21 protein-coding genes and 1 other RNA gene are annotated in these 18,997 nt (G+C 52.5%); 11 read left to right on the top strand and 11 right to left on the bottom strand.

What is annotated here, in order from left to right; translation table 11 throughout:
* Nucleotides 1-201 precede the first annotated feature (201 nt).
* Together PEL01S_RS00220 and PEL01S_RS00215 are read left to right on the top strand one after the other, a co-directional pair.
* A complete protein-coding gene (locus tag PEL01S_RS00220) occupies nucleotides 202-735 on the top strand; it encodes an NADPH-dependent FMN reductase (RefSeq protein ID WP_127458831.1) in 534 nt (177 codons plus the stop codon).
* A 28-nt stretch (nucleotides 736-763) separates the two neighbouring features.
* A complete protein-coding gene (locus tag PEL01S_RS00215) occupies nucleotides 764-1,471 on the top strand; it encodes a uracil-DNA glycosylase (RefSeq protein WP_127458830.1) in 708 nt (235 codons plus the stop codon).
* A gap of 82 nt (nucleotides 1,472-1,553) precedes the next feature.
* Here the strand turns inward: PEL01S_RS00215 and PEL01S_RS00210 are convergent, their stop codons facing one another.
* A complete protein-coding gene (locus PEL01S_RS00210; RefSeq protein ID WP_127458829.1) occupies nucleotides 1,554-2,732 on the bottom strand; it encodes a putative glycoside hydrolase in 1,179 nt (392 codons plus the stop codon).
* Nucleotides 2,733-2,846: 114 nt separating this feature from the next.
* Here PEL01S_RS00210 and PEL01S_RS00205 point away from each other — a divergent pair, with 114 nt between their 5' ends.
* Nucleotides 2,847-4,004, top strand: coding sequence for an MFS transporter (locus PEL01S_RS00205; protein WP_127458828.1), 1,158 nt, complete (start codon nucleotides 2,847-2,849; stop codon nucleotides 4,002-4,004).
* Nucleotides 4,005-4,033: 29 nt separating this feature from the next.
* Here the strand turns inward: PEL01S_RS00205 and tatA are convergent, their stop codons facing one another.
* Nucleotides 4,034-4,282: a twin-arginine translocase TatA/TatE family subunit gene (gene tatA / locus PEL01S_RS00200; protein ID WP_054973572.1), complete on the bottom strand. Its 249-nt coding sequence runs from the start codon at nucleotides 4,280-4,282 to the stop codon at nucleotides 4,034-4,036.
* Between the two features lie 125 nt (nucleotides 4,283-4,407).
* The gene (locus tag PEL01S_RS00195) at nucleotides 4,408-6,207 is read right to left on the bottom strand and encodes an alpha-L-fucosidase (RefSeq protein ID WP_127458827.1); all 1,800 of its coding nucleotides are present in this window, start codon (nucleotides 6,205-6,207) and stop codon (nucleotides 4,408-4,410) included.
* A 158-nt stretch (nucleotides 6,208-6,365) separates the two neighbouring features.
* Between PEL01S_RS00195 and PEL01S_RS00190 the strand changes: the two genes are divergently transcribed.
* On the top strand, nucleotides 6,366-7,229 hold the full coding sequence (locus PEL01S_RS00190) for a helix-turn-helix domain-containing protein (RefSeq protein ID WP_163767881.1): 864 nt from the start codon (nucleotides 6,366-6,368) through the stop codon (nucleotides 7,227-7,229).
* 82 nt (nucleotides 7,230-7,311) lie between these two features.
* Here PEL01S_RS00190 and PEL01S_RS00185 read toward each other — a convergent pair whose 3' ends face one another.
* From PEL01S_RS00185 to PEL01S_RS00170, 4 genes are all read right to left on the bottom strand, one after another.
* Complete coding sequence (locus PEL01S_RS00185) at nucleotides 7,312-7,506, bottom strand: hypothetical protein (RefSeq protein WP_010491429.1); 195 nt, start codon at nucleotides 7,504-7,506, stop codon at nucleotides 7,312-7,314.
* Between the two features lie 130 nt (nucleotides 7,507-7,636).
* Nucleotides 7,637-8,491 (bottom strand): YitT family protein, encoded by an 855-nt coding sequence (locus tag PEL01S_RS00180; RefSeq protein ID WP_127458825.1) that lies wholly within the window; start codon nucleotides 8,489-8,491, stop codon nucleotides 7,637-7,639.
* 106 nt (nucleotides 8,492-8,597) lie between these two features.
* Complete coding sequence (locus PEL01S_RS00175; protein ID WP_174806879.1) at nucleotides 8,598-9,359, bottom strand: DUF4247 domain-containing protein; 762 nt, start codon at nucleotides 9,357-9,359, stop codon at nucleotides 8,598-8,600.
* A 62-nt stretch (nucleotides 9,360-9,421) separates the two neighbouring features.
* A complete protein-coding gene (locus PEL01S_RS00170; protein WP_036680105.1) occupies nucleotides 9,422-9,955 on the bottom strand; it encodes a DUF4178 domain-containing protein in 534 nt (177 codons plus the stop codon).
* Nucleotides 9,956-10,216: 261 nt separating this feature from the next.
* Between PEL01S_RS00170 and cshA the strand changes: the two genes are divergently transcribed.
* On the top strand, nucleotides 10,217-11,797 hold the full coding sequence (gene cshA, locus PEL01S_RS00165; RefSeq protein WP_127458824.1) for a degradosome RNA helicase CshA: 1,581 nt from the start codon (nucleotides 10,217-10,219) through the stop codon (nucleotides 11,795-11,797).
* 105 nt (nucleotides 11,798-11,902) lie between these two features.
* On the opposite strand, the gene yjcZ is transcribed toward cshA, so the two are convergent.
* Complete coding sequence (gene yjcZ, locus PEL01S_RS00160; RefSeq protein ID WP_082866870.1) at nucleotides 11,903-12,001, bottom strand: sporulation protein YjcZ; 99 nt, start codon at nucleotides 11,999-12,001, stop codon at nucleotides 11,903-11,905.
* 276 nt (nucleotides 12,002-12,277) lie between these two features.
* Between yjcZ and PEL01S_RS00155 the strand changes: the two genes are divergently transcribed.
* The 3 genes from PEL01S_RS00155 to fsa all read left to right on the top strand — a co-directional run bounded on the left by PEL01S_RS00155 (nucleotide 12,278) and on the right by fsa (nucleotide 14,034).
* Entirely contained in the window at nucleotides 12,278-13,069 is a 792-nt protein-coding gene (locus tag PEL01S_RS00155) for a YesL family protein (protein WP_127458823.1), read from the top strand.
* A gap of 77 nt (nucleotides 13,070-13,146) precedes the next feature.
* Nucleotides 13,147-13,328: non-coding RNA, 6S RNA (ssrS, locus tag PEL01S_RS00150), on the top strand.
* A 49-nt stretch (nucleotides 13,329-13,377) separates the two neighbouring features.
* Complete coding sequence (gene fsa, locus PEL01S_RS00145; protein WP_127458822.1) at nucleotides 13,378-14,034, top strand: fructose-6-phosphate aldolase; 657 nt, start codon at nucleotides 13,378-13,380, stop codon at nucleotides 14,032-14,034.
* Nucleotides 14,035-14,127: 93 nt separating this feature from the next.
* On the opposite strand, the gene PEL01S_RS00140 is transcribed toward fsa, so the two are convergent.
* A complete protein-coding gene (locus PEL01S_RS00140; protein WP_063179672.1) occupies nucleotides 14,128-14,613 on the bottom strand; it encodes a GNAT family N-acetyltransferase in 486 nt (161 codons plus the stop codon).
* Nucleotides 14,614-14,848: 235 nt separating this feature from the next.
* On the opposite strand from PEL01S_RS00140, the gene PEL01S_RS00135 reads away from it, so the two are divergent.
* Nucleotides 14,849-15,238: a DUF1499 domain-containing protein gene (locus tag PEL01S_RS00135; protein ID WP_010491409.1), complete on the top strand. Its 390-nt coding sequence runs from the start codon at nucleotides 14,849-14,851 to the stop codon at nucleotides 15,236-15,238.
* 71 nt (nucleotides 15,239-15,309) lie between these two features.
* Here PEL01S_RS00135 and tpx read toward each other — a convergent pair whose 3' ends face one another.
* Entirely contained in the window at nucleotides 15,310-15,813 is a 504-nt protein-coding gene (gene tpx / locus PEL01S_RS00130; protein WP_010491406.1) for a thiol peroxidase, read from the bottom strand.
* 129 nt (nucleotides 15,814-15,942) lie between these two features.
* On the opposite strand from tpx, the gene gltC reads away from it, so the two are divergent.
* Entirely contained in the window at nucleotides 15,943-16,845 is a 903-nt protein-coding gene (gene gltC, locus PEL01S_RS00125; protein WP_063179670.1) for a glutamate biosynthesis transcriptional regulator GltC, read from the top strand.
* Between the two features lie 27 nt (nucleotides 16,846-16,872).
* Here gltC and PEL01S_RS34310 read toward each other — a convergent pair whose 3' ends face one another.
* Nucleotides 16,873-17,016, bottom strand: a complete 144-nt coding sequence (locus tag PEL01S_RS34310; protein ID WP_010491402.1) for a hypothetical protein — start codon at nucleotides 17,014-17,016, stop codon at nucleotides 16,873-16,875.
* 151 nt (nucleotides 17,017-17,167) lie between these two features.
* On the opposite strand from PEL01S_RS34310, the gene PEL01S_RS00120 reads away from it, so the two are divergent.
* Nucleotides 17,168-18,994 (top strand): ABC transporter substrate-binding protein, encoded by a 1,827-nt coding sequence (locus tag PEL01S_RS00120; protein WP_127458821.1) that lies wholly within the window; start codon nucleotides 17,168-17,170, stop codon nucleotides 18,992-18,994.
* Nucleotides 18,995-18,997: the final 3 nt, after the last annotated feature.

The following is an 18,997-nucleotide window of genomic DNA, read 5'->3' as shown; positions in this document are numbered from 1 at the left end:
CCGACCGATTTCGGTAGGATGGGGGAGCGGCCCATTTCATAGAAGTGGGAGACAACAGTGGTGTACATATATAAGCTGGAAGGCCAACTGCAGGAGCAGCCCGTCCGCGTTGTCATGAAAGCGTGCGGTCCAAGGCACGGGCTATGTCATTGAAAGCAAAAAGCAGCAAAACTTTAGATGAAGCAAAGGAGCAGTCAAACGATGAAAATTACGATTATTGCGGGAAGCAACCGTAAAGAGGCTACGAGCACGCAGCTGTGCCGGTATATTGCGCGGCTGCTTGAAGAAAAGCATTGCCAGGTTACGCTGTTCGATTTGTATGAGAAGCCGCTGCCGTTCTACAACGGGGACCTCGACCAGACGGATGCGAATATCGTTGAGCTGAGACAGCGTTTGCTGGAAGCTGACGGCATCGTGCTGGCGACGCCGGAATATCACGGGAGCATGTCGGGCGTCCTGAAGAACGCGCTCGATTTTACCGGCTTCGATCACTTCGACGGCAAGGTGACGCTGTCGGTCAGTTCGGCCGGGGGAGCCGTCGGCGTCAGCTCGCTGCAGCAGCTGCAGACCATCGTGCGCAACCTGCACGGCATCAACTGCCCGGAATGGATCTCCATCGGCGGAGCGCAGCGCAGCTTTACGCCGGAGGGCGAGCCCGAAGATGCGAAGACGCGGGAGCGCGTGCTGAAGACCGTCGGCTATTTCGCACAAATGATTTCGACGTTTCGGAAATAATCGGGAATGAAAGGGGAGTGAGATCGCCGTGGCGGCGATATTACAGAACGATTGGGCTCCTTTGCTGGAAGACCAGTTTCAGGCGCCTTATTATCACCGGCTGAGATCGTTTTTGAAGCAGGAGTATGCCACGCGTACGGTATACCCGGATATGCACGATATTTTCAACGCCCTTCATTACACTTCTTATGCGGATACCAAAGTGGTCATTCTCGGACAAGACCCGTATCATGGCCCGGGACAGGCTCACGGCCTCAGCTTCTCGGTCAAGCCCGGAATCCCGGCACCGCCTTCGCTGCAAAACATATTTAAGGAGCTGCAAAGCGACCTTGGCTGCTCGATCCCGGATAACGGCTGCCTGGTGCCTTGGGCCGAGCAGGGCGTGCTGCTGCTGAACACGGTGCTTACCGTACGGCAGGGCGAAGCGCATTCGCACAAAGGGCAAGGCTGGGAGACGTTCACCGACCGTGTCATTTCGCTGTTGAACGAGCGGGAGAAACCAATCGTGTTCGTTCTCTGGGGAAACCCCGCCCAGCAAAAAATGCAGCTCATTACCGAACAGCGCCACTTCATCGTGCGGTCCGTTCATCCGAGCCCGCTCTCGGCGCATCGCGGATTTTTGGGCAGCCGGCCGTTTTCGCAGGTCAACGATTTTCTGCGAAGCATCGGCAGCGCAGAGATCGACTGGCAGCTCCCGAATATGGGCGTGCAAAGCCGCAGCAGCGGCACGGCCTGATCTTTTTTACAAATGGAAAAGCCCGCTCCTTTCGATGTGTGGAAGGAAGCGGGCTTTTCGCTTATTTCGCAGGCGAGGCTTTTTACTTGTAATCGACGTCCGGCGTGTACGTATTGACGGCGTTCCATAGCAGGAACTCTTCGGTGCCGTTATCTTTCAGCGCACGGATTTGCTCTTCAATCTCTTTTTTGCCGTAACGGACGTGACCGGGTACCCAAGTGGCGGTGAAATCTTGAATCCATGGCCGGACGACCGGCTTCAGAGATTGCAGCGGGTCAAGCTTCTTGGCGGTATCCTTCATGGCCCCGTTGATCGTTACGTAGGGTGCGGCATCCGGCACCTTGGCTCCGAACCAACCGTTCGAATAGTGGCTCGGATAAATCATCGGGCAGATGACGTCGACGTTCTGGGATATTTTCTGGAAGTCTTGGCCGATGCCTTCGGCGGCCGGTACGGAGGCGGCGTAGCCGAAGATATCAACTGATACCCGGACACCCAAAGGGGTAAGCTGCTCTCGGGCGTACTTCACGAATTCGGCAACCGCTTCGATGCGGGAGCGCTCGTCTTTATCGTATTTCAGCGTATCGGCCCGCTTCTCGAAGCCTTCCGGGAACCGGACGTAATCGAACTGGATTTCCTTGAAGCCTGCCTTGGCCGCTTCTTTCGCAATCGCGATATTGTAGTCCCACACTTCTTTCTTGTACGGGTTCACGAAGCTGTCCGGCGGATTTTTGCCATTGCCCCAGAGGGAGCCGTCCGGATTTACAAAAGACAGATCAGGCCGTTTTTTTGCCAGTACGGTATCTTTGAATACGACGATACGGGCAATCGGGTATACCTTGTGTTCCTGAAACGTACTCATCAGCTTCGGCATGTCGGTAATAATTTTTTGTGTCGTGTCCATCGCATTCAGTTCGGGATTGCCGGTATCGTACGTTATGTACCCCCAGTCGTCCTTGAGGTCGATGACCATCGAATTCAACTCGGTATCGTCCATCAGCTTCAGCAGCGTATTCATACGCGAACCGCCTGCGCTGTGCGCCGTGACGTAAATGCCTTTGACCTTCGGCGCATCTTTTTGCGGGTCCTTCTTGTCTACCGGAGTCAGCCGGTCGAACAGATTCCCGTCGGGGGAAGGCTGCTGGGCAACGGCAGTTTTAGAATCGATCGAAGCTTGGGCCACTTGCTCGAATGTCGCATCGGGATGATCGGCGCTGACGCCCCCCCAGGCCATGAGGAACGCGGCCAATAAAAGTTCCATGGATCAGTCTCTCCTTGCTAGTTTGATATCTACCATTATAATAAAAGAGTTGGCAATCCGATAGAGAGCATCGATAGATTTTAAACGACACATCAAAAAAGGACCGATATCCGGATGAACAAACAAATCTGGACGCTGCGGGGGCTGAACTTCTCCTACTATGCAACCACTGCCGTCCTCTTGCCGTTTCTGCCCATTTACTTCGAAGGAAAAGGCTACTCTTCTTCACAGATCGGATTGCTTATGATGATCGGGCCGTTTGTGACGATCTTTGCCCAGCCGATCTGGGGCTACTTGAGCGACCGCTATCAGACGCTAAAGACGATCATCTTCGGGCTGTGGGTTATGACGGTATTGTCGAGCATCGGCCTTTTCGAGACGAGCGGATACACCCTCGCGCTGCTCTTTACGCTGCTGTTGTATTTCTTCATGCAATCGTCGGTGCCGCTGCTCGACACGGTGTCGATTAAATCCGCGCTGCAAGCCGGGAAAAGCTACGGTTCGATCCGGATGTGGGGTTCGATGGGATTTACGCTGTTGGCACTGTCGTCCGGTTATGTATTGGGCGCTTTAGGCGGGATGAACAGCATTCATTATATATATTGGAGCATCTGGGTACTGCCTTTCGTGCTGCTCGTATTTCTTAAAGATGAGAAAGGAACGGGGGAGCGCATTTCTCTCAAGGCGCTGGGCAGTTTGTTCGGAAACAAGCCGTTCTTGTGGTTTCTGCTGCTGATCTTCATACTCATGGTGCCGCACCGGATGAATGACGGGCTGTTCGTCCTGTACTTGAAGGATTTGGGGGCCACGGATTCGATGGCCGGATGGGCTTGGGCGCTTGCGGCAGGGGCGGAAATTCCGACATTTGCGCTGCTCGGCCGTTATATGCACCGGTTTCACGAGCTGGCGCTGCTGGGGATCGTCGCAGTGCTGTATACGATCCGCTGGCTGTTGTACGGCTGGATATCGGACCCGTCCGTTTTGATGTTATTACAAGCAACGCATTGTATGACGTTCGCCGCCTTTTGGATCGTTTCGGTGCAATATGTCGTTCAGCTCGTGCCGCAAGAGCTGCAATCTACGGGCCAGTCGATGCTATCCATGGTGTTTCTAGGGCTTGCGGGCATTGCCGGAGGTTCGGTTGGAGGCTGGATCAAGGATGAATGGGGCGGCTCGTACATGTATTTCATGGGAGCAGGAATGGCTTGTATCGCAGCGGTGCTGCTGCTCGGTACGCACGCGTATTACCGCAAAAAAAACCATCCGTCCTGAGCCGGACGAATGGTTTCATCGTACTACAATTATTTATTCGCTGTCGGCTGAACGGGTTCACTTGCCGACGAAGCTGCTGGAGCCGCCAATTCTTTTTTCGGGGCTTCGGGCTCCGGAGGATTATCGTCGGAACGGCCGCCGTTGCCTGACGTTGCATCTTTAAATTCGCGGAACATTTTGCCGAAACCGCGTCCGAGCTCCGGAAGCTTGTTCGGTCCGAACAAAAGCAGAGCGACGAGAGCGATCAAAATGATGTGCCAAGGGGATAATGCTCCCATAGTGTTAGTACACCTCCGAAATGGTATGACTTAATCATACCATTTATTTAATTGTACTATAACACATTTTTGTTACAAAAAGACAACGATTTTAGGACAGTCCTAAAAAAATTTAAGAAAATAAATCAACCCTCTTGTTCGTTCAAAAAGGTAAGCCGCACTTCTTTCAAATTCATCAGCGCAGCGCCGGTTATCGTATCCGGCTTGACCGTTAGCGTATAGGTACCTGACCCGGGAATGCGCACCGTTCCATGCTCGGCGCTTCTGAAATCGTACCAGCCGCCCGTCGGCTGCACCGAACCTTGAAGCCGCTCGCCGCACAGCTCCACGCGGTACGTACCCCCGGCTTCGCCTTCCGCCGCTCCGTAAACGACCGTGAGCCGGCAGGCTCCAGGCGTTTCCGCGCGAAACGTCCAGTGGATGAAGTCAGCGGGACTGACCCAGTTCGTTACGACGTCGCGGTCTCTTTTGCCGGTATCGTAGCGCAGCTCGCTGCCTTGGATGTCGCCGTCGAAGGCGCCGAACCGGTTGACATAATCGAGCTCCAGCAGCCGTTTCACCGGATTGGCGTCAATTGCGCCTTCGTATTCGACCACGACTACGGTGACGTTCGGGTCAAGCGGGTTAGCAGGCACCTCGATCAGTACATCTTGGTCGTTCAAACGGCGATGGACGAGCGAGCCCCGCTGTGGATCAGCCAGCAGGTAAGCGCTTAGAACGTCGTTGCGCAGCCCCGGAACGACCAGCCGCCCGCTCGCTGGCCATTCGAATACGTGCAGATAGAGGAGTCCGTCCTTTGTCGTGCAGCGTCCCCACTGCGGCTTGCCGAGCGGGCTTCCGGTCGTTCCGTACACGCTTTCGCCGTTTATTTTCAGCCATTGTCCGATCTCGCGCAAAATATTCTTTGACGGTTCGTCGAATTCGCCTTCCGGCGTAGGGCCTACGTTCAGCAAATAGTTGCCGTTCAAGCTGAACACGTCGATCATGTTGTGCAGAATGCTTGTAACGGATTTCCAATTGTGATCCGTTTTCTTGTAGCCCCACGAATCGTTCATCGTATGGATCGATTCCCAGTCTTTGCGGTTGATCCGGATGTGCAGCTGATTGTCGCCGGAATTGCCGTAATCCCCGAAGCCGTCCCGGCGCACGCGGCGGTTCACCAGGCAATCCGGCTGCAGGCTGCGGACTGTATCGACGAACCTTTGTCCCTGCTCGTCGGTCACTTTATGCCCGCAATCGAACCATACGATGGCGACATCGCCGTAGCCGGTCAGCAGCTCCCGAACTTGCGGCAACGCTTTTTCTTCCATATACCGCTCGTACCGCGCAAATTTGTCCTCATCGTTAACCCACGATTCCAAAGAGTCCCACGCCCCGATATTGTTCGGGTAGTCATGCGTGTTGCCTTGGGAATCGGGGTGATGCCAGTCCATCGAATGGGAGTAATAGAAGCACAGCTTTATTCCTTCCTTGCGGCAAGCCTCGGCTAGTTCTTTCATCGGATCACGGCCGAAAGGGGAGCGTTTGACGATATTGAAATCGCTCGCGGCGGAGTCGTACAAGGCAAAGCCGTCGTGATGCTTCGCCGTGATCACGATATATTTCATCCCGGCATCCTTGGCGGCCCGTACCCAGGCTTCCGCATCGAAGCGGACCGGGTTGAACGATTCCGCGAGCCGTTCGTATTCCTTCACCGGAATTTGGCCGCGCAGCATAATGTGCTCTCCGTAGGCGCCCGGCACCGTCCGGCCTTTCCAGACGCCGCCTAGCAGCGAATACAATCCCCAATGGATAAACATCCCGAAACGCGCCTCCCGCCACCAAGCCAGCCTGCGGTCCTGCAGTTCATCATTCGGTAAAGGCGTATTCGCTTGTTCGGCCGCTTCCGCGTCCGCATTATCCATATACATATCCCGTTTGATCATCGAAGAAGCCTCCATTCATTTGTGGTTCGTCATTTCCGCGTTGCTCACTCCCATTGTACCCGGCATATGATATAATCCCTATGGATGCGGTTAACGCTTATTTGTACGAAATTAACCTTTTTGTCGAACCGTCAAGTTACGCTTTTCGAGGTGCTGCGATGTCTAACAACGAACCGGATTTCCCGCTGCTCAGCCATTTGCTGAAGGATATGAAGACGGAATTGCTGAATGCAAGACGGAGCAAATGCAATCCCGACTGGATTCAAAAGCCGTTCACCCCCGCGTATAGCAAAATCTATTACATCTGCGAAGGGGAAGGGCGGATGACGGTCGGCGGGCAGGAGCTGTCCCCCCAGCCGGGGCAGCTTGTTTTTGCTCCGGCAGGATTGGTGCAATCGTTCTCGGTTACCGATCCGGCCCGGACATATACGATGTATTGGTGTCATTTTACGTCCGACTTGAATTGGATGGGGTTGTTTTCGTTGTTCAAGCTGCCCTATTGCTTGACGGCGCAGGAGTCCTCTGAGGCGGTTGCTTTGTTCGAGAGGCTGGCGGACGAGCATAGAAGGAAGAAAGGACCGGCCGGGTCAATCCGGGTCGAGGCGGCGCTGCTCGGCGTCATTGCCTGCTATATGGAGCAGGCGGTGTTAAGACAGGCGGGGCAGGCGGGCCTATCATTCCGTCACAGCAAACTTGGCGAGGTGCTGGACTACATTGACGCGCATTTGGCCGAGGAGATGACGATAGCGGAGCTGGCCGACATCGTGCATCACCATCCTAATTATTTTGTGCGCTTCTTCAAGCGCCAGCTCGGGACGACACCGATGACGTACATCTATGAGCGCCGTCTCGAAAAAGCGAAGCAGCTCATCGGTTCGACCGACATGACCATCGGCGAGGTGGCGCAGGCAACAGGCTTTCACGATCTGTTCCATCTATCCAAAAACTTCAAAAAATCGGTCGGCATCGCACCCACGGAATACCGCAGCTTGTCCCGCGGCTTGCAGCTTCCTTCCGAATAGGGGCATAAAACAAAACCGCTCTTCCTGCCACCGTACGGGCGGCCGAAGAGCGGTCTTATACATATTATGACGCTTTACTTATTCAATGAAGGAAGGCGTCCTTTTGATGTTCCGAAATGCTGTATTGAATAATTTCCATGGCATCCTCTGTTTCGAGAGCTTCCAGCCCGTTGCGCAGCACGATCTCCGATTCGAGCTCGCGTTTCTTAAGGAATGGATACAGCTCCGGCGTCAGTCTCATGACAATGGTTGCCAACCTTACGGTTTCCACAAGCATCACCCTTCCCGTCATCTGTTGTTTAGAGATCAGGACTTACGAGTAATTCAGGTTAAGCCTTGGAAAAACGGTATGAAATTACTCCTCCAGTATAGCATAATTCCGAAGGTCTATGTACCGGGAATTTTGCTTAATTGCCGGGTTCGTTCCGGTCGGAGCGGCGGAACAGGCCCATAACGCCTACGGTCTCGGTGATATTGACGAAAGCCTGCGGGTCCCATTGGCGCACCAGGTTTTGAAGTTCGTTCAATTCGTAGCGTGTCGTCACCGTCATCAGCATATGCTGCGGCTCTTTCGTATATGCTCCTTCGGTATCGATGACCGTGACACCGCGCTTGAGCTTCTGCATTTTTTTCAGGAGCAGATCCTTTTTCTTGGTGATGATGAAGACGGTTACTTTTAAATGCCGGATATGAATCGTATCGATGACTTTGCCTGTTATGAACATGGACAGCATGGAGTACAGGGCTAGGTCCCAGTTGTTTTTGAACAAGCCGAGTGCCACGATAACAATGCCGTTCAGACCGAATAGAGACGTGCCAAGCGAAAAATCCCGTTTGCGCGTGAGGATGGAAGCGATGATGTCAAAGCCGCCGGTCGATCCGCCCACCCGCATCGAAATACCGGTTCCGAGCCCGACCAGCACCCCCCCGGCAACGGAAGAGATGATTAAATCTTTGCTGACGGTCATTGTAGGGATCAGCTGCATGAACCATGTGGTCAATACAACCGAGACGACGCTCAAAATAATAAATTTGCGCCCTAGCGTCAGCAGTCCCCAGATCAGAAGCGGTGCATTAAAGATAAGAAACAAGAGCGAAATATTCCAATCCGTAAAATAACCGACCAGCATGGATACGCCCGAAATGCCACCGCTGAGCAATTGATGGGGAATCAAGAACAGGTTGAAGCTCGATGCGATCAGAGCCGCGCCGAGAAGACAAGCGATTAAAGAACCGGTCCAGGAACGTTGAAGCTGAAACATGAATGCACCTCCCGCATGCTTTTAGTATGAAGCGTTTTGACCGTTTTGAACCCCCGAAAGCCGAAAAAGAGCCAAGCTTCCCAGGTTAAGGGAAAGCTTGGCGGTCTTATTTGCGCTTGAACGATCCGGAACGCGAGCTGGTGCTCGGTTTCGAGGAACCGGAGGAAGGCGTCTTGTAAGTCGGTTTGGAGCCGTCGCTCTTTCTGGCCGAATCCCCTACGGACGGATTGCTCTTTGACGGCGTATCCGTCTGCGGATTGGACGGTGTCGTCGTTTGCGGCTTCGACGGCGTCGTGCTAAAGCTTCCTTTGCGATCGGACGTCGAAGGCTGCGGCTTGGTCGTCGAGCCCGAGCCTGTCGACCCGGGATTAGGAGCAGATTGGTACTTGCCGTAATCGTTATAGCGTGGGCTCGACGTGTACCCCTTGTAATCATTGCCTGTGCCGCGGTTGTTGTTGAACCAGCCGCCACCGAACAGGGATTGCAGCAGCGTTGCCGCCACATAGCCCTGGAGGAACGAGGAGCTATAGTTTTCTTTGGCGTATTGGATGGAGTCAACCTCGACCAAGGTGGTTCCTTCGGTGTTCGGGTCCTTCTGTACGTTGACGATCTTATTATCGTAAACCAGGAACATCCGTTCTTCCGAATCCTTGCTCATTTCGGTCGGCTTTTCCTTGCCTGCAATTTCCTTGGCGACGGTCGGCACGTCTTTTCCCGCGACGGAATAAATTTTGGCCGTGCTCTTTCCTTGCCCTTGAACGTCGATTAACGAATAATTGTCTTTAATATAGTTGCCGGCGTCGCCGCAAGCGGCCAGCAACGTGAATACCAGCAGGATGGCAATCCATTTGGACAATTTGTTGATCATGCGGCGGTCACCTCCATTTCAAGCTGATTTAATCATTCGATTATGGAAATGAGGACGAACGGTCATCGGGAGCCCTTCATAAATTTAATTTGTCCCGCCGGTGTCGGGGAGCCCTCCATGGCGACATATTTCCCGTCCTGCCATTGCAGGAAGAAGTAACGGTTCTCCGAACCGAAGTAACGCCAGAACATGACTTCGTCTCCTGCGCGGAAATCGGTGTTCCCTTCGACACGCACCGTATCCGTGCGGTTATGCTCCATATGGTACGTCACTTCGCCGCCGACGTCGAGCACCGACGGCACGTCGTTCGGATCATCAAGCGAGCCTTCCACAAATTCGCATAAAAAACATTCGTACGTGCGTCCTTTTTCCACAAGCAGACATGATATATGCTTGCCGTTTTGCAGATAATACGCAAAGCGGTGCGGCGCAAACCCGCGGTCAAAATAAACGGCCTTGCCGGATACGACATATTCTTCGAGGTCTACATTAAGAATATCGCCGACCATTGTTTCCTCCAACGGGTTCGATGGCTTTACTTCCGGCTCCGGATTGTTGCTCTTGATAATTGAACCGACTCTTTTCCAGATGGACATGGGCATTTCGCTCCTTTTCAAAATCGACGAATATAATTATTATATACGATATTCGGCGAATTTGGGTTTCAAGTTTGAACAATTCTGGAATATGGCATCAGGGTATGGTATACTACTAAAGATATTCTTAAGTACGGCCTTGACTGTTCATATTGACACGGCTTGGAAGGTGTTTCATGAAGAGATTAAAAATAGAAGATAGGAGCGCACTTAAGGGTATAGACAAAAGATGAACCCTAGAACAAAGGAGATTGAAATCATTTGAAAACTTTCAGTGAATTCGGCTTAGAGCCAAAGGTACTTCGCGCAATTACGGAAATGGGCTTCGAGGAGTCGACGCCGATCCAGGAAAAAGCCATTCCGATAGCGATGGAAGGACGCGACCTTATCGGCCAAGCGCAAACGGGAACAGGGAAAACCGCGGCATTCGGCATCCCGCTCATTAACAAGATCGACATTAAAGAAGAGCGTATCGTTGCTTTGATCATGTGCCCGACACGTGAATTGGCAATCCAGGTAGCGGAAGAGATCGAGAAGCTGGGACGCTTCAAGGGCATTCGCTCCCTGCCGATTTACGGCGGTCAAGATATCGTAAAGCAAATTCGTGCGCTGCGTAAAAAGCCGCAAATCATCATCGGTACGCCGGGCCGTCTGCTCGACCACATCAACCGTAAAACCATTAAGCTGGACGATGTGCAAACCGTCATCTTGGACGAGGCTGACGAAATGCTTGATATGGGCTTCATGGAGGACATCCAATCGATCCTGAAGCTCGTACCGGATGAGCGTCAAACGATGCTGTTCTCGGCGACGATGCCGATCAACATTCAGAAGCTGGCTCAGCAGTTTTTGAGCAACCCGGAGCACGTATCCGTCATTCCGAAGCAAGTTAGCGCGCCGCTGATCGATCAATCGTACATCGAGCTTCACGAGCGCCAGAAGTTCGAAGCGCTCTGCCGCTTGATCGACATGGAAGCGCCGGACCTTGCGATCATCTTCGGCCGGACGAAGCGCCGGGTTGACGAGCTCTCCGAAGCATTGCAGAAGCGCGGCTATACTGCCGAAGGTCTGCATGGGGATCTGTCCCAAAATCAGCGTGACAACGTAATGCGCAAATTCCGCGACGGAAGCATCGACGTACTCGTCGCAACCGACGTAGCGGCCCGCGGCTTGGACGTATCGGGCGTTACCCACGTCATCAACTTCGACCTGCCGCAGGACCCGGAAAGCTACGTGCACCGGATCGGCCGTACCGGCCGTGCGGGCAAGGAAGGCGCAGCGTATACGTTCGTTACGCCGCGCGAGATCGACCACCTGCATTTTATCGAGAAAATCACGCGTCACAAAATTTCCCGCAAGCCGATGCCGAGCCTGGCGGAAGCCATCGAAGGCAAGCAAAAAATGACGGCAGAGCGCGTGCTGGAAGCGATGCAAAGCGACGACCACAATCAATTTAAAGGTCTTGCGATTTCCCTGCTGGAGCAGCACGATTCCGTTCACCTCCTGGCTGCGGCGTTCAAGCTGCTTACCGGCGAGAAGAAAGACGTCGAAATCGAACTGACACCGGAAGATCCGATCCGTGCGAAGAAAAGAAGACCGGACGTCCGCAGCAACGGACGCAGACCGTCGGGCTCTTACGGTACGGCTGGTGGCGCACGTCGCAACGATCGCCCTTATGGCGGTGACCGTGGCGGCTATCGTGGCGGGGACCGCAACCGTCGCGACGGCGGCGGCGGATACCGTGACGGCGGACGCGACCGCGACCGCGGCCGTTCGGACCGCGACAATCGCGGAGGGTACTCCCGTTCCTCCAACCGCTCGAACGAAGAAACACTGGTGTAATGAACAAAAAGCAAGCACGCCATCTAAAGCGTGCTTGCTTTTTTTTAGCCATAAAAAGGCAGGCCATGTACGTACCTGCACATGCCTGCTATACCATTGCATGAATTAGATCCAGAAGCTGCAGCTAACGATGACCAGCAGAATAAACAGAACCAAAATAACGGCAGTGGAAGTCCACAATCCTCCTCCTGCGAAACCACCCATAGTGACCAGCCTCCTTCCTGTATTTTACCACTAGAAACAGCGTTATCCTGACGGATAACGGTTCTCATGTGCAAGTTGAGCTCCTCGGCATCCGGGCGCGGGTATCCCTTGCTTGCCCATGGGACATTCCGCTGTGCGTACATAACGGATGACGGGGGCTACTAACCGTGGTTGGTACTTTAGCATATGTTATTTGCAGCATTAGATATGGACGGCTACCTAGATGGAATGAAATAGGCTATAATAAAGCAATACAGATGAAGGAGGGCATAGGATTTGGAATTTCGAGGAATCATGGGTGGGTTTTACCGTATTTCCGAATGGATCATGAGACTATCGGTAATCAACGTATTATGGGTCATATGTGCCATTCCTTTCTTTTTCCTGGGGCTCGTTTTTTTGCAGTCTCAATCGGCCGATCAAGCACTGCAAACACTTATATTGATGGCCGTTGTCGCGCCATTCACTATCTTTCCGTCGACGACAGCGATGTTCAGCGTGGCTCGGAAGTGGTTGACGGGGGAAGAGGATGTGCCGCTGTTCAAGACGTTTTTTCGCGGCTATAAGGATAACTTCGTCCAAAGCTTGCTTGGTGGTCTGATTTATATTCTCATTGGCGCCATTCTGTACACTAATTTCCAGTTTTATGGGAATCAAATGGGAACCTTTGGCATTTTACGCTTTTTAGTGCTATCGCTCACCGTGCTGTTGATCATTTCGTTGTTCCATTTCTTCTCGATCCTGTCGCACCTGCACATGAAGATTTTGCAAATTGTCAAAAATGCGCTGTTGATTACGATCGGCAATCCGGTGCGATCGCTGTCGATGATCGTGTTGAACGGCATCGTCCTGTATGTCAGCTTTAATATGTTTACGTTCCTGATTCCTTTTTTTATGGGCAGCTTGATCGCAGTCGTATCGTTCTGGCACTTTAACCTGATATTCGGAAAGCTGCAGGAGAAGCAGCAAGAGCTGGCCGAGAAAGAAGCGGAACAGCAGCGTCTGGAGACGGAAAATGCCGATGCTCCGGAGGCGGCCGAATCGGAGCGCAAGGCGGAAAACCCGTAATTTTCCCCCGGTTCCAACAAGAAGAACGGCGCAAAGGTTTACTTTCACCCTAGAGTGGACTATAATAGGAATACAACAAAATCCTGCGATGTGCGTTTCGGTTTTACAGTTGTTTTGAACCAATGACTGTTTCTAGGGAGACCTACATTGAATCGCGGCTGTCATGCCCTCGAAAGGGGACTTCAAAACCGATTCTGCGGACACCCACCTGCGAGAGCGGGTTTGAAACACGAAATCGGACGGCATATGCGGGTTTTTTTGTTGCGTTAAAATGTTAGCGTTCACAATTAAAGAGAGGGATGTTGGAGATGAAGCTCTTTATCGACACAGCCAATGTGGAAGAAATCCGCAAAGCACATGAACTCGGCGTCATTGCCGGTGTTACGACGAACCCGTCGCTCATTGCCAAAGAAGGAAAAGATTTCTTCGCAACGGTGAAGGAAATCATCTCGATCGTCGGAAACCTGCCGATCAGCGCTGAGGTGATCAGCCTTCAAGCTGACGAGATGGTGGAACAGGGTAAAAAACTGGCTGCTCTTGGCGATAGTATTGTTGTAAAAGTTCCAATGACGGAAGAAGGACTGAAAGCGACGAAACGTTTCAGCGAGATGGGCATCAAAACGAACGTGACGCTGATTTTCAGTTCGACGCAAGCTTTGCTTGCCGCACGCGCCGGAGCAACGTACGTCTCCCCGTTTGTCGGACGCCTTGACGATATTAACCAAATCGGCATGAATTTGATTAAAGAAATCAGCGAAATGTTCAAGGTACATAACATCGGCTCCGAAATTATTACGGCAAGCGTACGTACGACGACTCATGTCATCGACGCGGCGCTGCTCGGAGCGGATATTGCTACTGTTCCCTATAAAGTGATTCAGCAAATGATCAAGCACCCGTTAACGGATGCCGGTATCGAGCGCTTCCTGAAAGACTGGGAAGGCGCGAACCAAAGCTCATTCTAAAACCAAACGAGGATGGGACAACCATCCTTCGTCCAACGTAAACCAACAGGGCCTGCGCTGCGCCTAAGCGGCAGCAGGCCCTGTTTCTGTTCGTCACCTGCAATCGCGTTTCATTTCTTGCCAGGCGATGCCGCCATGTTCGGACGCCGAAGACCGGATATACCGGAAGCCCAGACGTTCGTAGAACGAAATCAAATGCTTCTCGCATAGCAGCAGTACGGCTTCGAGCCCGTCCGCCTCCGCTTGCTCCAGTAAAGCTCCCATCAGCCGGGCGCCGAGTCCGCTGCCGCGATAATCCGGGTGGACGGCGACGGTCAGCACGCACAAAAACCGTCCTTCCGGGTCACTGGCTCCGGTCTGCTTCATTTCTTCATCAGCAAGGTTTTCATGAGATAGGCGAACGGCATTGGCGATTCCGACGACCCGTCCGTCGTGCTCGGCTACCTTGAAATAACGGCCGAACGTCTGCAAGCGGTAATCGAACGCTTCGCGGGAAGCGGCGACTTCCGGGGGATAGGACATCGTTTCAATCGCATATGCTTCGGCTATATCGGTTGGCCGTGCTTGTCGTATCAGCATCAATGAATTTCTCCTTTGAAAAAATATGTAACGCGAAATCGCAAACTTGTCCGGGATTCGAATCATAGACTGGCTTCCATGGTAATATACTGGAAGCAAGGGAAACGCAGAAATCAATTTTGTACAAAATATGAACGGTTTTATTCGTTAGCTCTTTCTCTTCCCTGCAAACAATGATATGATAAAAGATAGTGTTAACCGGAATAGATTGTCACTTCATTGAGGAGGGAAGGCTTTGCTAAAGCGCACCTTAATCGGTCTCATTCGCAGCCACGAAACAACAGGAGAGAAGGCTAAGGACCCGGCTTTGAAGACCCGATACTATAAAATCTCCAAAGATCAGGCATGGGACGAAGTCGTGAACATGTTCAAGAAGCTAAGCGGCTACAAACTTCTCCACGAAGTCAAGAACGTCGGCGAAATCGTAGTGGAACGGCGCACCATTACCGGCCGCACGCAGGATATTACCCTTACCATGTTCGGCATTAACCCGCTCAAGACGGCGATCGATATTTATTCGGCTTCCCGCGGCTCGCTCGGAGACCTCGGGTCGAATTACAGGACGATCCTTGATATATATAGGCACATTGACAAGCGGCTGGCCGCTTATAAAATAAACGATTAAAAAAAACAGCGAGGAGCTCCACGGCTGCCCGCTGTTTTTTTGTGTGTCATGACTGATGATCGGAAACGATATTAAACGAGCTTTTTCACTGCTTCGATCGCAGCTTCGTAGTTCGGATGCTCGGTCATTTCGCCGAGGTATTCCACGTATTGTACGGTATCGTTTGCATCGATGACGAAGATGGATCTCATCAGCAATTGCAGTTCGTCAATCAGCACGCCGTACGCTTTGCCGAACGAGCGGTTTTTGTAGTCGGACAGCGTTACGACTTTATCGATGCCCGCAGCGCCGCACCAGCGGGATTGCGCGAACGGAAGATCCACGCTGATCGTCAGTACAACGACGTTGTCGCCGAGCTTGGCAGCTTCTTCATTGAAACGGCGGGTTTGCGCATCGCATACGCCGGTGTCCAAAGAAGGCACCACGCTGATCAGCTTCACTTTGCCGGCATAATCGGCAAGAGATGCGGTTTCGAGCAGGTTTTTGTTTACTGTGAAATCGGGAGCTTTATCGCCTGGCTTAACTTCCGTTCCGATGAGGGTAATCGGGTTGCCTTTGAATGCCGCTTTTGCCATGAGTACATGGGCCTCCTTCAATGTGTGAGAATGATTGGTATTTCACCAAAATATATTATAATCTTTTATAAGAGAACTTGTCCAATAGGAGTGCACAACTTTAAATATATACAGGGGGAAGGAATAGCTTTGGAACTTAGACAGCTGCAGTATTTTGTAAAAGTGGCGCGCAAACAGCACGTAACCCAGGCAGCGGAAGAACTGCATGTGGCGCAATCGGCGGTAAGCCGCCAAATCCATCAACTGGAGGAAGAGCTTGGCGTACAATTGTTTGTGCAAAAGGGCCGCAATCTGCAGCTGACTTCGGTCGGAAAGCTGTTTTTGTGCCGGGTGGAGGGCATTCTGACCGATCTGGATCGCGCGGTGGATGAGGTCCACGAATTTCTTGACCCGGAGCGGGGCGAAATTCGGATTGGTTTTCCCCACAGTCTTGGTATTAACTTGCTGCCGACAGTCGTCGCGAGCTTCCGCAAGCATTACCCGAACGTCAAGTTCCGCCTGCGTCAGGGGACTTATAACAGCTTGATCCGCGACGTCATGAAAGGAGAAATCGATCTCGCTTTCATTTCACCTTTTCCGGAGAAGCATAATCACGTGGTCGGTGAAGTGCTGCTTGAGGAAGAGCTGTATGCCATCGTGCCGGAAGGCCATGCGTTATCGGGAAACGAATCAATTAAGCTGGACCAGCTTAGCGGCGAATCGTTCGTCATGTTCAGCGAAGAGTATTCGCTCCGCGCGATCGTACTGGAAGCTTGTTCAAAGGCGGGCTTTACGCCCCAAATCGGATTTGAAGGGGAAGAAACGGATACGATCCGCGGGCTGGTAGCGGCAGGCATGGGCGTCAGCCTGCTGCCGGAGATGGCGCTGAAGGAAATCAACGAGCTTCAGCCGGTCAAGGTGCGCGTTACGGAACCGGTCGTTACGCGCAGCATTGGGCTGATTCGCCGAAACGGCGAAAAGCTTCCGCCCGTGGCGGAAGTGTTCCGCAAATTTTTGATCGACTTTTTCGAGAAAAAGGCCGCCTGGGCCTAATATGCGTCTTCATTGACAGCCTCGGGGTTAAACAAATATCGCGCTGACGGCGGTGACGCCAACCAGCCAGTCCATAAGCGGCACACGGGGAAACCGGGAGCCGCTTGCTTTTTTTTCGGTTTCTTTCGCTTGCTCCAGCATTTGCATTTCAAGATCGAACGGGTTTAACATGGTGTCTCTCCTCCTGAGGAAGCCTTTATTTTCGCTTGCTTGCGGCTTCTGGTTTCATTATACCTTGCGAAAGATGAATAAAAAGTGTAGCATATAGTTTATTTCTTTCATCTTTTATGGACGCATGGACCGGCGAGGAGGCGTTTTCAGAATGATCGATTTCTACTATTTGCGCCTGCGCAAGAAATATGCGGAGGTTAAGGAACAGGCGGAGATTGAGATTACGCTGACGGAGCTGACGGATATTTTTCAATGTACGGCCCGCAACGTCAACTTGGTTTTGAAACGGATGGAAGAAGCCGGTTGGATTCACTGGACTCCGGGCCGCGGGCGGGGGCATCGCTCAAAAATCATATTTTTGGCCAAAAGCGAAACGATTGCGCTGGAAGCTGCTCAAGCGTTAGTGAAGAAAGGTGACATTCAGCAAGCGTTCGCTTATTTGGAAGAGCATTCCGCATTGCCTGCGCTCAAGGACCAGTTCGTTTATTGGCTGGATTCTCATTTCGGCTATCGGCCCGAGGTGAAGAACGATACGCTGACGGATACGCTGCGGCTGCCCTATTCCAAGCGGATTGCTTGCCTGGACCCGGCGCTCATCACCTTTGTCGTAGAATGTCATATGGTACAGCAAATTTTTGACGTGCTCATCCGAATGAACACGAAGACCGGCAAAATCGAAGGCGGGCTTGCGCACTACTGGACCAGCGGGAACAATGGCAAGGAATGGACGTTTTATTTGCGCAAAGGGGTATTTTTTCATCACGGGAGAGAAATGACCTCGGAGGACGTCAAGTATTCAATTGAACGTCATAACTGCAAAGAATTGTGCTCGCCGTTTCGATGGCTGTTTGCGGATGTGGAGCACATCGAGACGATCGGCAGCTACGCCATACGTATCCATTTGAGGCGGGCTAATCCGCTGTTCCTGCATCATTTGAGCTACGACCGGGCTTCGATCGTTCCGCAGGATGCGGTGACGGAGCTCGGAGAAGCTTTCCGCCGGATGCCGGTCGGGACCGGACCTTTCCGTGTGGTCCAAAATGACGACAATATGCTGGTGTTGGAAGCGTTCCCGCGTTATTTCGATCGGCGGGCGCATCTGGACCGGATTGAAATTTGGTATACACCCGAGTTGATGCGCAAAGCGAGTCATCTTCAACCGCCGAATTATATGATGCGGCACCAATGCGACACGGCTGAAGAGCTGCCTAAAGACTGGCAGGCGATACAGACGATCGGACGGGATTGCAGCTTTTTCACGTTTAATTTAAACTTGCCTGGACCGCAGCAGAAGCTGGCTTTTCGAAGAGCTGTCGTCCATGGCGTCGACCGCAAGCTTCTGGTGCCCTCTGGCGCACCTGGAGATGTGACGTTCGCCAAGTGGTTTTACGAGGAATCTCGAGAGCCTAGCGATACAGATGAGCAGTATGATCCGATACTGGCCAAACGGCTGCTGGCGGAGAGTGGGTATGACGGGGAAGAGATGCTGCTTGTGCATGCTCCCCATCACAAGGGGTCCGCGGAGAAATTGCAGATCCAGCTTGGCGAGATTGGCATAAAGGTAAAGCTGAACGAAGTGAACTGGGGAACGGCGGAACGGGAGGAAATGGTGCGCAGCTCGCATTTCACCTTTAACCGCAACGTCTTGGATCATGATGTAGAGCTGGCGGTTATCGAGCTGTTTCTCGCAGACAACTGTGTCGTTCGGATGCATCTGGGAGACGAGCTGAAGCAGCAGACCGATTTCATCATCGAGCGGCTGTACCAAGAAGGATCTCCCGTCACGCGCGGCACGTATTTGAATCGGCTGAGGCAGCTTGTAACCGATCAGGCTTATGTATTGTTTCTGTTCCATCATACGCAGCGCACCGTATTCCATCCTTCGTTAAGAAACGTTTGCTTGAACTCGCTCGGTTGGGTCCGGTTCCGGGATCTGTGGTTCGAACCGACAATAGACGCCTTGCAGCAGGAGCGATAAGAT

Source organism: Paenibacillus elgii NBRC 100335, assembly GCF_004000865.1.
GTDB classification, from domain to species: Bacteria; Bacillota; Bacilli; order Paenibacillales; family NBRC-103111; genus Paenibacillus_G; species Paenibacillus_G elgii.
This window is presented reverse-complemented; position numbering and strand designations above follow the sequence as displayed.

What these genes read in the sequence shown, in the direction of transcription:
- PEL01S_RS00140 (WP_063179672.1), bottom strand. Translation starts at nt 14,613, where the DNA reads ATGCTGATACGACAAGCACGGCCAACCGATATAGCCGAAGCATATGCG.
- tpx (WP_010491406.1), bottom strand. Translation starts at nt 15,813, where the DNA reads ATGGCAAAAGCGGCATTCAAAGGCAACCCGATTACCCTCATCGGAACG.
- PEL01S_RS00175 (WP_174806879.1), bottom strand. Translation starts at nt 9,359, where the DNA reads ATGATCAACAAATTGTCCAAATGGATTGCCATCCTGCTGGTATTCACG.
- PEL01S_RS00170 (WP_036680105.1), bottom strand. Translation starts at nt 9,955, where the DNA reads ATGTCCATCTGGAAAAGAGTCGGTTCAATTATCAAGAGCAACAATCCG.
- fsa (WP_127458822.1), top strand. Translation starts at nt 13,378, where the DNA reads ATGAAGCTCTTTATCGACACAGCCAATGTGGAAGAAATCCGCAAAGCA.
- PEL01S_RS00120 (WP_127458821.1), top strand. Translation starts at nt 17,168, where the DNA reads ATGATCGATTTCTACTATTTGCGCCTGCGCAAGAAATATGCGGAGGTT.
- PEL01S_RS00220 (WP_127458831.1), top strand. Translation starts at nt 202, where the DNA reads ATGAAAATTACGATTATTGCGGGAAGCAACCGTAAAGAGGCTACGAGC.
- PEL01S_RS00190 (WP_163767881.1), top strand. Translation starts at nt 6,366, where the DNA reads ATGTCTAACAACGAACCGGATTTCCCGCTGCTCAGCCATTTGCTGAAG.
- PEL01S_RS00205 (WP_127458828.1), top strand. Translation starts at nt 2,847, where the DNA reads ATGAACAAACAAATCTGGACGCTGCGGGGGCTGAACTTCTCCTACTAT.
- PEL01S_RS00180 (WP_127458825.1), bottom strand. Translation starts at nt 8,491, where the DNA reads ATGTTTCAGCTTCAACGTTCCTGGACCGGTTCTTTAATCGCTTGTCTT.
- PEL01S_RS34310 (WP_010491402.1), bottom strand. Translation starts at nt 17,016, where the DNA reads ATGTTAAACCCGTTCGATCTTGAAATGCAAATGCTGGAGCAAGCGAAA.
- yjcZ (WP_082866870.1), bottom strand. Translation starts at nt 12,001, where the DNA reads ATGGGTGGTTTCGCAGGAGGAGGATTGTGGACTTCCACTGCCGTTATT.
- PEL01S_RS00195 (WP_127458827.1), bottom strand. Translation starts at nt 6,207, where the DNA reads ATGATCAAACGGGATATGTATATGGATAATGCGGACGCGGAAGCGGCC.
- PEL01S_RS00185 (WP_010491429.1), bottom strand. Translation starts at nt 7,506, where the DNA reads ATGCTTGTGGAAACCGTAAGGTTGGCAACCATTGTCATGAGACTGACG.
- PEL01S_RS00210 (WP_127458829.1), bottom strand. Translation starts at nt 2,732, where the DNA reads ATGGAACTTTTATTGGCCGCGTTCCTCATGGCCTGGGGGGGCGTCAGC.
- tatA (WP_054973572.1), bottom strand. Translation starts at nt 4,282, where the DNA reads ATGGGAGCATTATCCCCTTGGCACATCATTTTGATCGCTCTCGTCGCT.